12 protein-coding genes and 2 pseudogenes are annotated in these 14,005 nt (G+C 60.3%); 5 read left to right on the top strand and 9 right to left on the bottom strand.

Annotated features, from left to right (window positions below):
- The first annotated feature begins 9 nt into the window (after positions 1 to 9).
- The gene (pgeF, locus tag ACDZ94_RS11745; RefSeq protein ID WP_221293838.1) at positions 10 to 732 is read left to right on the top strand and encodes a peptidoglycan editing factor PgeF; all 723 of its coding nucleotides are present in this window, start codon (positions 10 to 12) and stop codon (positions 730 to 732) included.
- A gap of 67 nt (positions 733 to 799) precedes the next feature.
- On the opposite strand, the gene ddlA is transcribed toward pgeF, so the two are convergent.
- The 4 genes from ddlA to ACDZ94_RS11725 are packed head-to-tail and all read right to left on the bottom strand — an operon-like array spanning position 800 to position 3,397.
- Positions 800 to 1,894 (bottom strand): D-alanine--D-alanine ligase, encoded by a 1,095-nt coding sequence (gene ddlA, locus ACDZ94_RS11740; RefSeq protein WP_432750195.1) that lies wholly within the window; start codon positions 1,892 to 1,894, stop codon positions 800 to 802.
- Positions 1,895 to 1,938: 44 nt separating this feature from the next.
- Entirely contained in the window at positions 1,939 to 2,577 is a 639-nt protein-coding gene (locus ACDZ94_RS11735) for a LysE family transporter (protein ID WP_064450562.1), read from the bottom strand.
- A gap of 24 nt (positions 2,578 to 2,601) precedes the next feature.
- Complete coding sequence (locus ACDZ94_RS11730) at positions 2,602 to 2,826, bottom strand: helix-turn-helix domain-containing protein (protein ID WP_064450561.1); 225 nt, start codon at positions 2,824 to 2,826, stop codon at positions 2,602 to 2,604.
- A gap of 7 nt (positions 2,827 to 2,833) precedes the next feature.
- Positions 2,834 to 3,397, bottom strand: coding sequence for a DUF2975 domain-containing protein (locus tag ACDZ94_RS11725; RefSeq protein WP_064450560.1), 564 nt, complete (start codon positions 3,395 to 3,397; stop codon positions 2,834 to 2,836).
- 205 nt (positions 3,398 to 3,602) lie between these two features.
- Here ACDZ94_RS11725 and ACDZ94_RS11720 point away from each other — a divergent pair, with 205 nt between their 5' ends.
- A complete protein-coding gene (locus ACDZ94_RS11720; RefSeq protein WP_432750194.1) occupies positions 3,603 to 4,412 on the top strand; it encodes an AraC family transcriptional regulator in 810 nt (269 codons plus the stop codon).
- Positions 4,413 to 4,537: 125 nt separating this feature from the next.
- Here the strand turns inward: ACDZ94_RS11720 and ACDZ94_RS11715 are convergent, their stop codons facing one another.
- The 4 genes and pseudogenes from ACDZ94_RS11715 to ACDZ94_RS11700 all read right to left on the bottom strand — a co-directional run bounded on the left by ACDZ94_RS11715 (position 4,538) and on the right by ACDZ94_RS11700 (position 6,927).
- Positions 4,538 to 5,113: a flavin reductase family protein gene (locus tag ACDZ94_RS11715; RefSeq protein WP_064450558.1), complete on the bottom strand. Its 576-nt coding sequence runs from the start codon at positions 5,111 to 5,113 to the stop codon at positions 4,538 to 4,540.
- Positions 5,114 to 5,173: 60 nt separating this feature from the next.
- Positions 5,174 to 5,605, bottom strand: a pseudogene (locus ACDZ94_RS11710) (methyl-accepting chemotaxis protein); the annotation flags it as partial.
- Positions 5,606 to 5,761: 156 nt separating this feature from the next.
- Positions 5,762 to 6,400, bottom strand: a pseudogene (locus ACDZ94_RS11705) (PAS domain-containing protein); the annotation flags it as partial.
- A gap of 194 nt (positions 6,401 to 6,594) precedes the next feature.
- Positions 6,595 to 6,927: a DUF2790 domain-containing protein gene (locus ACDZ94_RS11700; protein WP_064450556.1), complete on the bottom strand. Its 333-nt coding sequence runs from the start codon at positions 6,925 to 6,927 to the stop codon at positions 6,595 to 6,597.
- A 226-nt stretch (positions 6,928 to 7,153) separates the two neighbouring features.
- On the opposite strand from ACDZ94_RS11700, the gene ACDZ94_RS11695 reads away from it, so the two are divergent.
- The 3 genes from ACDZ94_RS11695 to ACDZ94_RS11685 all read left to right on the top strand — a co-directional run bounded on the left by ACDZ94_RS11695 (position 7,154) and on the right by ACDZ94_RS11685 (position 10,924).
- On the top strand, positions 7,154 to 8,473 hold the full coding sequence (locus ACDZ94_RS11695) for an OprD family porin (RefSeq protein ID WP_432750193.1): 1,320 nt from the start codon (positions 7,154 to 7,156) through the stop codon (positions 8,471 to 8,473).
- Positions 8,474 to 8,816: 343 nt separating this feature from the next.
- Positions 8,817 to 9,491: a response regulator transcription factor PcoR gene (locus tag ACDZ94_RS11690; protein WP_053254221.1), complete on the top strand. Its 675-nt coding sequence runs from the start codon at positions 8,817 to 8,819 to the stop codon at positions 9,489 to 9,491.
- Positions 9,488 to 10,924, top strand: coding sequence for a heavy metal sensor histidine kinase (locus ACDZ94_RS11685; RefSeq protein WP_064450554.1), 1,437 nt, complete (start codon positions 9,488 to 9,490; stop codon positions 10,922 to 10,924). The genes ACDZ94_RS11690 and ACDZ94_RS11685 overlap by 4 nt, the downstream gene beginning before the upstream one ends.
- Here ACDZ94_RS11685 and ACDZ94_RS11680 read toward each other — a convergent pair.
- Positions 10,839 to 13,994: a CusA/CzcA family heavy metal efflux RND transporter gene (locus tag ACDZ94_RS11680; RefSeq protein ID WP_432750192.1), complete on the bottom strand. Its 3,156-nt coding sequence runs from the start codon at positions 13,992 to 13,994 to the stop codon at positions 10,839 to 10,841. The two genes, ACDZ94_RS11685 and ACDZ94_RS11680, sit on opposite strands and share 86 nt — an antisense overlap.
- Positions 13,995 to 14,005 lie beyond the last annotated feature (11 nt).

Genomic DNA, 14,005 nt, shown 5'->3' with positions numbered 1-14,005 from the left:
GCGCGCGCGGTGCAGCAGGCAGATAATCTCGACGCCATCCCCGGCGTCGAACACGGCTTTTGTTCGATCAATGATCCACTGCGCCCGGATGACGTGTTCATCTGCAAGCAGGTACACAGTGCGTCGGTGATTGAATGGCAGGCAGATCAGGTGGCCAATACGATCGAGGCGGATGGCGTGTTCACTCGCGAGCATCAGCCGATCGCAGTGATTACCGCTGATTGCCTGCCCATTCTGATCACTGCAAAAAGCGCTGCCATGGTGGCGGCGGTGCATGGCGGCTGGAAGGGGTTGCAGGGCGGGATCATCGCCAACGCCGTGCAGCAATTTGCCGCTCAAGGGATTGCGGTGGACCAGTTGCAGGTGGCTATCGGGCCATCGATCAAACCGTGCTGCTATGAAGTGAGCGAGGGGTTTATTGCGCAGTTTCAGGCGGACCAGGGTCACTTGTGGCATGCCGGTCAGGCACCGTGGCGCTTCGAGCAACCGGCGCCGTTGCTGGCACCGGAGATTGCACCGCCCTACGCGAGGCAAGCGGGAAGTGCCTGGTTTGACTTGAGCGGCTATGGGGTGATGCTGTTACACGCTGCGGGGGTGCAGCGTGAACAGATCGACGTCAGTGAGGTGTGCACTTATTGCACATCCCCCACCTTCGCCAGCTACCGCCGAAGAACTCATCACCCGCAAGAGGCGAAGACCTTGATCTATTCGTGGATCGTTCGTAGCCCCTGAAGAACACGCGACTCTTGTGGCGAGGCAAGCCCGCTCGCCACAAGGGACCGCGTCAGGCCTTGAACACTCAGCGGCTGATCTTCAAGCCCTTACGCCCCGCGTGCCGCTCCAGCGCCAGCTCAATCAACCGGCTCACCAAGTCGCTGTAGCTCATCCCCGCCGCCTGCCACAGCTTGGGGTACATGCTGATGCGGGTGAAGCCGGGCAGCGAGTTGATTTCGTTGATCAGCACTTCGCCGTCGCCAGTGAGAAACACATCGACCCGCGCCAACCCGGCGCAGCCCAATACCTCAAACGCTTCGATGGCCAGGTGGCGAATGCGCTCGCTGGCTTCAGGGCTGATATCGGCCGGCACCACCACTTGGGCGGCCTGGCCGTCGATGTATTTGCTGTCGTAGGAATAAAACCCGTTGCTCACCACGATCTCGCCGCAGCCACTGGCGACAGGGCTGTCATTGCCCAGCACGGCGCATTCGATTTCGCGGCCCTGGACGGCGGACTCCACCAGCACTTTTTCATCAAAGCCCAGGGCCAGTTCGACGGCGGCGCGGTACTCAGCTTCGTTGCCAACTTTACTCACACCCACCGAGGAACCCTGGTTGGCGGGTTTGACGAACATCGGCAAGCCGAGCGTGCTCACGGCCGTATCAAAGGATGTACGCGCCGCGTTGCGACGGGTCAGGGTGATGAACGGGGTGACGGCAATCCCGGCATCGCGCAGCAGGCGCTTGCTGATGTCCTTGTCCATGCACACCGCCGAACCGAGCACGTCGGAGCCCACAAACGGCAGGTCGGCCATGCGCAGCAGGCCTTGCAGGCAGCCGTCTTCGCCAAGGGTGCCGTGGACGATGGGGAAGATCACGTCGATGTGTTCCAGCAAACCCTGACCGGACGTCTCCACCACTTGCTGACTGGCCTTGCCTGGCACCACCGCCAGTTCACGATTGGATTGGTTAAGGGCGATCAAGGCCGGGTTTTCCTGGTTGATCAGGAAGTTTGAGGTGTCGTTGAGGTGCCAGTGGCCGGCCTTGTCGATGCCGATCAGGATGGGCTCGAAACGCGAGCGGTCCAGTGCATCGACGATATTGCGCGCCGATTGCAGCGAGACCTCGTGCTCGGCCGAACGGCCACCAAAAATAATACCTACCCGCACCTTGCTCATGACTCGGCCTCACTGTTGAAAGTAAGGCTTCTTACCATGAGCCGTCAGCGATTCGCTACCAGATGTGCGCCGAACAGCACATAGCAACCACCGGCGAACCGGTCGAGCCACTTGCGCGAACGGCCATAGACGTTGGCCATCCGTTCACTGGAAAACACCAGGGCCACGCTTGTGTACCAGCTGAATGACAACGTGGCCATGGTGATTACCGCCAGGGCCAACAATGTGGGGGACGGTGAAGGCGGCATAGTCGAGGCGAAGGCGGTGGTGACGAACAACGCGGCCTTGGGGTTGGACAAGTTGCCCAGCAAGCCGAAGCGCCAGGCGGAAAACAGCGAGCGCCGGGGTTCGGCAGGCAATAGCGTCTGGCTCATCGAGGGCGCCGAACGCTTGAACAGTTTCAGCCCCAGGTAAATCAGGTAGCAGCCGCCGATGAGCTTGAACGCCAGATAGAGCATGGGCGCGGCGGTGAACAGCGACTTGATGCCCAAGCCGCCCGCCAGCCCCCATATCACCGTCCCCGTCGCCACCCCGGCCGACGCCACCACGCCATGCCGACGCGAGCAACTTGCCGCCAGTTGGGCGGTGTTGAAAAAGTTGGGCCCCGGCGTCACCACCGCGACCGTCCAAAGCAGCCCCAGCGCCAATAACGGCGCGGCATACGGCAAGTCGAAGAACTGCATTGGACGATCCCTCTTGGCAAGTGGTTAAGCCTGTTCGGCCGCCGGCTCCGGTGTGTGCACCAACAGGTCGCCGGGCTGACAGTCCAGATAGGCGCAGATTGCATCCAGCGTACCCAGCCGTATGCCCTTGACCTTGCCTTGTTTGAGCAACGACAGGTTCTGTTCGGTAATCCCGATAGCGGCTGCCAGGTCTTTGGATTTGACCTTGCGCCGGGCAAGCATAACGTCCAGTTCAATCACAATGGGCATGTCGATCTCAAACAAAAGTGCGGTTTTCAGAATCCACTTCACTGGCCTGCCACAGGATACGCGCGATTACCGCGATACAGGCAGCGAGAAACAAGGCGACGAAGCTCGGCGCCGTGACACTTAACGTGATAAACCGCTGGCCGACCGGCTCATTCATCGTGACCCAGACACTGAGCAACGGCTCGCATAAAAAGTCCAGCAGCACCCACACCGCAACCGCCCGCCCCACCTTGCCCAAGTGCTGCGCCGCCGCACGGGAGAAATACTCGCCACGGGCGTAGTTCTGGAACAATAGGCGAAGATGGTTCAAGCCCCCGCCAAGGGCCAGCAACGGAATGCTGGAAAGCACAATAGCGCCCAGGATTTGCCACCAGGGCAGCAGCGCTACTTGCGCGCTGCGTGCCTGGATCAGGCGGTCACTCAAGGCAAAGCCAAACCCCAGGCCATCGGCAGAAGAACTCAGTACCGGGAACAGCCATACGCAGGTATTGAGCACCAGCATGACGACAATCAGCAAAAGGGTAAGCAGCGACATGCGCTGACTGAGCTGGGCCAGACGTTGGGTATTCATAAGCAACCTCAATGGGTGAAGGAGGACGCAAAAATAATAGATAAATTATCGTAAAACAATCATTTTTTAATGCATAGCAGTGTATTAACTGAGAAACACACTGTCTCGGCGCTACCGCCAGCACGCACAATCGTTCAAGACCCCGCCAGACAACCCACGCCAGACTGGGTTAACGTGTTTCCACCTCAATTTGTGACAAACCACCATGGGCCAACCCACCTCCGCACTCGACTGGCTGCACCGCGCCCCGCACGCCAGCGGCCTGGATCGTATCGAGGCGTACTTTGCCGGCTTCGCGTTCGACCCGCATCGCCATGACACCTACGCCATCGGGCGCACGTTGTTTGGCGTGCAAAGTTTTCATTACCGCGGCTGCATGACCCACAGCCTGCCCGGTACGACCATGGTGATTCACCCCGACGAAACCCATGACGGCCGCGCCAGCAGTGTAGAAGGCTTCAAGTACCGCATGATTTATGTGGAGCCGGCGCTGATCCAGCAGATCCTGGGCGGCCGGCCGCTACCGTTTATCCACAACGGCCTGTCGACTGACCCGAGGCTGTTCCGCGCCAGCGAGGTATTGCTGCAAAGCCTGGACTGCCCGATTGACCCGATGCAGGAACAGGACGCGCTGTACGACCTGGCCCAGGCGCTGAGCGCTGCGTCGGGCGTGATCGTCAGCCGTAAATCCTTCGATTACGTGGCCGCCGAGCGTGCCCGGAAATTTATCCACAGCGCCTTGGGCCGCAGCATCACCCTGGATGAGATGGCCGACCATTGCGGCCGTGACCGCTGGGCATTGTCGCGCGATTTTCGGTTGTTGTTCGGCACCAGTCCCTACCGCTACCTGACCATGCGGCGTTTGGACTTGGTGCGTAGCCTGCTGGCCCAAGGCCAAGCGCTGGTCGATGCAGCACTGACCGCCGGGTTCACCGACCAGAGCCATATGACGCGGCAATTTCGCAGCACCTACGGCATGCCACCGTCGCGATGGGTGAAGATGCTCGGGCGCTGACTGGCTGAGGGGAAATGCAATAAAACGGTGGGAGGGCGCAAGCTCCCTCCCACACTTGATCCAGGTTGTTTCCAATATCGGCCCCACCGGGCGCAATGTGCGCAGCCGCCGCAGGGAGGCAAGGCTTACAGCTGGCGCCCGACAACCGGCTCGCCGATGCTCAGGAAATTCCCGCCCGCGATATGGTGCAAGGTGCGCAACGCGTCATGCCCTTCGAAGTGCCAGTGCCCTTCGCTGAATACGCGTTCGTCGGCATAAGCCGCGAGCACTTCCCCGAGGAATAAATCGTAGGTCTGCTGGTTGTGAGGCTCGGGCAACAGGCGACATTCCAACCACGCCACGCAACCCTCCAGCAACGGCGCGTCGGTGTGTTCACCGTGGAAGGTTTGCAGGCCGTAAGCGGCGAATTTGTCCGTGTCGGCGCCCGTGGTGTTGCCGACCGTCTGCACCAGATCGGCCTGCGCCACGCAGGGCACCTGGAGCACGAAGGTGCCGGCGCCTTCCAGCAATTGCCGGGTCCAGGTGGCCTTGTCCAGCACCACAGCGACTTTCGGCGGTTCAAAATCCAAGGGCATGGCCCAGGCAGCGGCCATGATATTGCGTCGACCGTCGTGGGCTGCGCTCACCAATACGGTCGGCCCGTGATTGAGCAAGCGATAGGCCTTGGACAGTGGAACGGGGCGACAGTGAGTAGGGCTCATGGAGGGTCGGCTCTTCAAGCAAGAAAAAACCTACGATACCTCAAGCACAAGCCCGACGGGTCAGCTCGACAGCTGATTGGCGAACTGCCCGACTGCGCTCACCACTTTTTGCGCACCGTCCTGGATTTCCACAATCACCGTGCCGGCCTCAGCCGCCAGCGCCAAGCCTTGCTCGGCCTGCAGACGCCCCTCGGTCATCAGGGACACCGCATCGCGAGCCATGTCCTGGTTCTGACGCACCACACCGACGATTTCCTCGGTGGCCTTGCTGGTGCGCGACGCCAATTGACGCACCTCATCGGCAACCACCGCAAAACCACGGCCCTGCTCACCCGCGCGCGCCGCTTCGATGGCCGCATTGAGCGCCAGCAGGTTGGTCTGTTCGGCAATGCCGCTGATGGTCTTGACGATGCTGCCGATCACTTGCGACTGGGCATTGAGCGCCTCAATGCCATCACCGGCCTGCTGCATGTGCTTGGCCAAATCACGCATCACGTCCACCGCCTGCGTCACCACAGTGGTGCCTCGTTGGGCACTGTTGTCGGTTTGCAACGAGGTGCTGTAGGCAATGTTGGCGGCCTCGGCCACCGCCTGTTCCTGGCTGACCTGGTCGGTAATTACCGTGGCGAATTTGACCACCTTGTACAGGCGATCATTGGCATCCAGCACCGGGTTATAAGTGGCTTCCAGCCAGACCACACGGCCATGGCTGTCGACCCGCTTGAAACGCGCGGCGACAAACTCACCGGCATTCAAACGCTTCCAGAAGTTCTGGTACTCGGCGCTGTTGTATTCCTGCGGCTCGCAGAACATCCGGTGATGTTTGCCCTGAATCTGCGCCAGGCTGTAACCCATGCCGCTGAGGAACCGGTCATTCGCCGTCAGCACATGCCCGCCGAGGTCGAACTCGATGACCGCCGTAGAACGCACCAGCGCGGTGATAAGGTTTTCATGCTCGCGCGAGGCCTCGATGGTGCGGGTGAGGTCGCTTGAGTAAATCGAAAAATGCTTGATGCGCCCATCCGAGCTGCGCACGGGTTGCAGGATCGAGCGCAACCACGCTTCCTTGCCATTGCCGCGCATCAGCCGCACGGTGCCCGCGAAGTGTTCGCCGCGCACCAGGGCATTCTTGAAACGCAGCTGGAATTCGTCCTGACGCACGTGTGCCGGCACCAGATCATCAATGTGGCGCCCCAGGATATTGGTGGCCTGGTACGCCAGTTCCTGCAGGAAGTTGGCATTTGCCCACTCCACCCGGCCTTCAGCGTCCAGCGTCAGGCACAGCATTTCACTTTCCAGGCTCTCCTTGACCTGTTGCAAGCTCGACAACTCTTCACGAAGAGCCGACAGCTCCTGCTTCAAACGGGTGTTGAACATGAGGCACCGATGATATTTGAGGAGATGAATCTGACCTGCATCGGCGCTGCCGGGATTTTCTGAAGCGCTTTTTAGCCCCTCGCCCAACTGTTTTTCTGGCTCTGTTAACCACCATTATTTCGGCAGACGCCCATCACTTGATATTCAAGGGTATTGAGCTTGCCGCTGGAGTCTTCATAGGTCATGCGCGACGGCACCGGGTTGCACGAACGGATCGGCGGCGTGACGTTGACCACCTTGGCAATGTCCAGCGCCATGCCATAGCGGTAGGCCTGTACCTCGGGTGCCGGCTGCCCCTTTTTTTCGGCGTAAGCCGCCATGGCTTTCTCATTGCGTTCCATCATCAGGGCAAAGGTGCGATCACCGCCGCCTTCGGCCAATGCACCCAATGACAGGATTGCAGTAAATACACCCAGGCCAATTTTATAAAAGTTCATGACAGGTTCCTCGTCTAAGAAGTTCAGTGACGAGCGTAATGAAGTAACCCTGACGGAATGTTCACCAAACCATTACTTATTTGTTAGGTGGCCGTGAGTTTCCAGAATTGTAATGTTCACGCCATGAAGTCGTTATCCGCTGTTTGCAACTATCAGCCCGGGCCAGATCAATAAAAACGCCCACTTCTATAAGAAGCTGAACACTGCCAACACCGAGGAGCGAACCATGAGCATTGCTTACTACACCCTTCCCTTTTCATTGCTGGCCGCACTGCCCCTGGCAGCCGTGGCCGTGGAGGACAAGCCCGAAGGTTTTATCGAAGGCAGCAGCGTGAACGTGCTGGCGCGCAATTTTTACTTCAACCGCGACGACCGCAAGGGCCAGTCCAGCCCCACGGGCAATGGCTATTCCGAGGCCTGGGCGCAGGGTTTGATCGGCAAGTTCGAATCCGGCTTTACCCAAGGCACCGTGGGGTTTGGCCTGGATGCGTTTGTCATGTACGGCCTGAAACTCGACTCCGGCACCGGCCGCAGCGGCGGCAAGGGTTCGTTCGGCATGCTGCCGGTGGACAGCAATAACCACCCCGAAAGCGGTTACAGCAAATTCGGCGGCGCCGCGAAATTGCGCGTGCTGGACACGGTCTTCAAGGCCGGCGACGTATTCCCCGCCACGCCGGTGGTGGCCGCCGGCGACTCACGCCTGTTGCCGCAAAGCTTTCGCGGTGTCACCGCGCAGAACACCAGCCTTGAAGGCCTGAGCCTGCAAGGTGGGCGCCTGAGCGGCATGAGCCAGCCAAGCGAAAGCGGCATGAACAAAGGCTTTGCGACTTTCTATGCGGGCAAGGTCGACTCACCCTGGATCGGTTATTTCGGCGGCGACTACACCGTCAATAAACACCTGAGTGTCAGCCTGTACAGCAGCCGCTTGAAGGACGCCTGGGATCAGTATTACGTCGGCAGTGCCGCCACGTACCCGCTGACCGACGACGTCTCCTTGTTCGGCGACGTCAACTATTACAAGGCCGTGGACGAAGGCAAAAAACTGCTGGGTGAATTCGATAACAACATCTGGAGCGCCAGGCTCGGGGTCAAGGTCGGCGCCCACAGCCTGGCCGTGTCGCACCAGCGCAATAATGGCGACGACGACTTCGATTACCTGCGCCAATCGGACTCGATCTTCCTCAACAACTCTATCCAGTACAACGACTTCAACTCGCCCAAGGAGCGCTCGTGGATGGTGCGTTACGACCTCGACATGCAGACGTTCGGCATTCCCGGCCTGTCGTTCATGACCCGCTACGGCAAAGGCACCGGCGCCGATTACAGCAACGCCAACGCGGTGTACATGCGCCGCGATGCGGCAGGCGATCCGCTGACGGATCAACGTCGCTGGGAGCGGGACGTCGAGGCCAAGTACGTGGTGCAGAGTGGCAGCCTGAAGGATTTGTCATTGCGTTTACGCCAGGCCACCGTGCGCTCCAGCGCCTTCGAATCAGACCTGGAGGAAATTCGCTTGATTGCCGAATACCCACTAGTAGCACTTTGACCATTGCTTACATTCGTTCGCCATTAACTAACATCTGCTCACAAATTGATAACTATCAAAACTGTAACATTGGGTTCAGCTTCCCGTTAAGTTGAACTTCCTATACTCGCTTCAACTTAGTTGCACCGAGCACATTCATCTCTGAAGCTTTTGTGTAGCTCCTTTGGAAAGAGATGAATTTTTAACGCCCCTCTGGGGCGTTTTTTTTGCCCGCAAGCCAAGTCGCGACCAATGGTCGCAGTTGACCCTGAAGCTACTTCAGACTTCAGAATTTCCCTACTCTCAAAACACCTGATTCCATAGGGAAATGGACCTCTTCTCTTTCAGTAAAAGGTAAATTTCTATGCGTATCCTTGTGGTTGAGGACGAGCAAAAAACCGCTGACTATTTGCAGCAAGGCCTGAGTGAAAGTGGCTATGTGGTCGACTGCGCGTCCAATGGCATCGACGGCCTGCACCTGGCCGGGCAGCACGCGTATGAGTTGGTCATTCTTGACGTCAACCTGCCGGGCAAGGATGGCTGGGAAGTGCTGGAGCAATTGCGCCGCAACGGCACGCAACGGGTAATGATGCTGACCGCGCGTGGCCGGCTGGCCGACAAGATCAAGGGCCTGGACATGGGCGCCGATGATTACCTGGTCAAACCCTTCGAGTTTCCCGAATTGCTCGCACGGGTCCGCACCCTGCTGCGACGCAGCGAGCATATCCCGCAACCGGAAGTATTCAGCGTGCAGGACCTGGAGCTGGACCCACGCCGCCATCGCGCGTATCGCGGCTCCCGACGGATCGACCTGACCACCAAAGAGTTCGCCCTGCTGCAGGTATTGATGCGCCAAACCGGCGAAGTGCTGACCCGCACGCAAATCATTTCCCTGGTGTGGGACATGAATTTCGACTGCGACACCAACGTCGTGGAAGTCTCCATCAGCCGCCTGCGGGCCAAGGTGGATGACCAGAGCGAGGTCAAGCTGATCCACACCATTCGCGGCGTGGGTTATGTGCTGGAGGCGCGCGGATGAAAACCGGCAGTTTGTCGATGCGCCTGGGCCTGACGGTCAGTGTGATGGGCGCAGGCCTGGTGTTGTTGCTGGCAACCCTGGCGTACCTGGCCCTGACCCACGAATTGGAAAAGCTGGCGCGCAAGGGCCTGGAAAGCAAGATGGAACAGATCCAGCACAGCGTCGCCCAGGGCATGGACGTGAACACCATCCGCGCCCGCCCGCATTCACTGATGGACTTGGTGATTGGCCATGACAACTTCTACCTGACCATCGTCGGCACCGCACCCGACGAAAGCGTGCTGCTGAGCACCGGGGCCAAGCCTCAGACGCCTTTGCTCACAGACTTCACCCCACGGGAAACCCTCGGTTACCTCAACTGGACCGACAGTGTCGGCAACCAAGTGCTCAGCGCTTCCAGCCTGATGCGCCTGGCCAGCGGCGAACGTGTACGCGTGCTGCTGTCCCTGGACCGCACCGACGATCAAGCGCTGCTCAGTGCTTACCTGCGCGCTACGGTGATCGCCTTGCCCATGCTGCTGCTCTTGATCGGCATGGGCGCCTGGTGGCTGGTGCAGCGCGGGCTGGCGCCGTTGAAACAGTTCAGCCATGTGGCGGCCAAAGTCACCACTCAGGACCTCACGCATCGTCTTTCCGTCGACAACCTGCCCCAGGAGCTGGGCGAGTTGGCGCAAGGCTTTAATGTGATGCTCAATCGCCTGGACGCTGGGGTACAGCAACTGTCGCAATTCTCCGATGACCTCGCCCACGAATTGCGCGCGCCCCTGACCAACCTGATGGGCAAAGCCCAGTTGACGCTGTCGCGCCAGCGGCCGCCTGACGAATACAAAGCCGTGCTGGAATCCAACACCGAAGAGCTGGAGCGCCTGGCGCGTATCGTCTCCGACATGCTGTTTCTGGCCCAGGTCAGCCACCCGGCGGCGCGGGCTTCGTTCGCGGCGGTGTCGCTGGCGGCTGAAACGGCTCGGGTGATGGACTTGTTCGCCCTCAGTGCCGAAGACAAACAACTGACCCTGACCCTCAGCGGCGATGCTCACGTGCACGGCGATCGCCTGATGATCCAGCGCGCCCTGTCGAACCTGCTGTCCAATGCCATCCGCCACAGCCCTGCGGGCTCGCATATTTCGCTGCTGGTGGAGGCCTACGGGAACACGGCGTCGGTGTCGGTCAGCAACCCCGGCCCCGGCATCGAAGCGCACCACCTGCCGCACCTGTTCGAACGCTTCTACCGTGTCGACAGCAGCCGCGCTCGCACCGAGGGTGGCACCGGCCTGGGCCTGGCCATCGTGCGGTCGATCATGACCCTGCACCAGGGGCAGGCTGACGTGCGCAGCCTGCCCGGTGGTTTCACACTGTTTCGCCTGGTGTTTCCTCTTCCTTGCGGTGCGCCCACTGATAAAGCGCCGGCAGCACCAGCAAGGTCAGCAGCGTAGAAGAAATAATCCCGCCAATCACCACCGTCGCCAACGGGCGCTGCACTTCGGCGCCGGTGCCGGTGGCCAGGGCCATCGGGATAAACCCCAGGGACGCCACCAGCGCGGTCATTAATACCGGACGCAAACGGGTCAGCGCCCCTTCGTTGACCGCCACCGATAACGCGCGCCCTTCCTCACGCAGGTTGCGGATGAAGGCAATCATCACCAGCCCGTTAAGCACCGCAACGCCGGACAAGGCGATAAAGCCCACGCCCGCCGAAATCGACAGCGGAATATCGCGCAACCACAGCGCCATGATCCCACCCGTCAACGCGAACGGAATCCCGGTGAACACCAACAGGCCGTCCTTGAGGTTGTTGAACATCATGAACAACAGCCCGAACACCAGCAGCAATGCCACCGGCACCACGATGCGCAAACGCTCGGACGCTTCCTTCAACTGTTCGAACTGGCCGCCCCAGGTGGTCCAATAACCGGCGGGGACTTTCACCTGAGTGCTGATGGCCGCCTCGGCCTCTTCGACAAACGAGCCGATATCCCGCCCGCGCACGTTGGCGCTGACGATCACCAGGCGCTTGCCGTTCTCGCGGCTGATCTGGTTGGGGCCGAGCACCAGGTCCAGGCTCGCGACCTGGGACAAGGCAATAAAGCCCAACTGCCCAGCCGCACTGCCGGCCAGCGCCGGCACCGGAATCAGCAGCCGTGACAGCCCGTCGATATCGGTGCGTAGGGCGTCGGACAAACGCACGACCATGTCAAAGCGGCGATCACCTTCGTACAACGTACCGGCCTGACGCCCGCCCACGGCAACCGCAATGGTGTCCTGCACATCGCCCACATTCAGGCCGAAACGTGCGGCCTTGTCGCGGTCGATATTGATGGTCAGCACAGGCAAGCCGGAAGTCTGTTCGACCTTGACTTCCGAGGCGCCCTCCAGCTTTTGCAGGGTCTCGGCGATTTCCCCGGCGGTTTTGTTGAGCACCGACATGTCGTCACCAAACACCTTCACTGCCACATCACTGCGCACCCCGGAAATCAGCTCGTTGAAGCGCAGCTGGATCGGTTGCGACAGTTCATACGCACTGCCCGGCACAATCGCACTGGCGCGCTGGATGTCGGCAATCAGTGTCTCGCGGGACTTGTTTGGATCGGGCCACTGCGCCTTCGGTTTAAGCATCACGTAGCTGTCGGAAATATTCGGCGGCATCGGGTCAGAGGCGATTTCCGCGGTGCCGGTGCGCGCAAAGACCCGCTCGATTTCCGGCACCTGGGTCTTCAAGGTTTTCTCAAGCTGCTGCTGCATCTGCACCGATTGCGTCAGGCTGGTGCCCGGCACGCGCAGGGCCTGTTGGGCGAAGTCGCCTTCACTGAGGCTGGGGATGAATTCACTGCCCATGCGGCTGGCCACCGCCCCAGAGGCGACAATGGTCAACACCGCCAAGCCAAATACCCACGGGCGGCGCGCCATCACCCAATCCAGCACCGGCGCATAGACCCGACGCGCCGTGCGCATCACCAGGTTTTCTTCTTCCTTGACCTTGCCGGTGACGAACAGCGCAATCGCGGCCGGCACGAACGTCACCGACAGAATCATCGCGCCCAGCAGCGCGATTACCACGGTGAAGGCCATAGGGTGGAACATCTTCCCGGCCACGCCAGTGAGGGCGAAGATCGGCAGGTAAACCACCATGATGATCAGTTGCCCGAAGATCAGCGCCCGCCGCGCCTCTTTGGCCGCCGCGAACACTTCATGCAGCCGCTCGCTGCGGGTCAACAAACGGCCGTGGCGCTGTTGCGCATGCGCCAGGCGGCGGATGGCGTTCTCGACAATCACCACCGCGCCGTCGACGATAATGCCGAAGTCCAGTGCGCCAAGACTCATCAGGTTGGCGCTGACTTTGTTGGTAAACATCCCGGTAAAGGTGAACAACATTGCCAGGGGAATCACCATCGCGGTGATCAACGCCGCGCGGATGTTGCCCAGGAACAGGAACAGCACCGCAACCACCAGCAGCGCACCTTCGAAGAGGTTTTTCTTCACGGTGGCGATGGCTTTTTCCACCAGGTTGGTGCGGTCGTAAACGGTGACGGCGACCACGCCGGCGGGCAGCGAGCGGTTGATCTCTTCGAGTTTTTTCGCCACCGCCTGGGACACAGTGCGGCTGTTTTCACCGATCAACATGAATACCGTGCCCAGCACCACTTCACGGCCGTTTTCGGTGGCGGCGCCGGTACGCAGCTCACGGCCGATTTCGACCTGCGCCACATTGCGCACGCGGATCGGCGTGCCATCGGAAGTGGTGATCACGATATTGGCGATGTCATCAATCGACGCCACTTGCCCCGGCGCGCGGATCAGCAGCTGTTCGCCGCTGCGCTCGATGTAACCGGCGCCGACGTTGGCGTTGTTGCGCTCAAGCGCCGTGACCAAATCGGTCAACGTCAGGTTGTAGGCCGCGAGGCGCTTGGGGTCCGGGGCAATCTGGTATTCCTTGGCAAAGCCGCCGATGGTGTTGATCTCGGCCACACCGGGCACGTTGCGCAGTTGCGGCTTGATGATCCAGTCCTGGATCACGCGCAGGTCGGTCGGCGTGTAGGGCGTGCCATCCTCTTTGAGTGCGCCGTCCTCGGCCTCGACGGTCCACAGGAAAATTTCCCCGAGACCGGTGGAAATCGGCCCCATGGCGGTTTCGATGCCGGTGGGCAATTGTCCACGGGCGACCTGCAGGCGCTCATTGACCAATTGGCGGGCGAAGAACAGGTCGGTACCGTCTTTGAAAATCACCGTCACCTGGGACAAACCGGAGCGCGACAGCGACCGCGTCTGCTGCAGACCCGGCAACCCGGCCATGGCGGTTTCGATGGGAAAGGTAATGCGCTGTTCGGTTTCCAACGGCGAAAACCCGGCCGCCGCCGAGTTGATCTGCACCTGCACATTGGTGATGTCGGGTACGGCGTCGATGGGCAATTTCTGATAGCTGGCGATGCCGACACCGGCCATCAACAACACGGCCAGCAGCACGATGATGCGCTGCTCGATGGCAAATTGGATAAGGCGCTCAAACATGGGGAATCACT

It is taken from the genome of Pseudomonas sp. UBT (genome assembly GCF_050915955.1).
Classification (GTDB): domain Bacteria; phylum Pseudomonadota; class Gammaproteobacteria; order Pseudomonadales; family Pseudomonadaceae; genus Aquipseudomonas; species Aquipseudomonas antarctica_A.
This window is presented reverse-complemented; position numbering and strand designations above follow the sequence as displayed.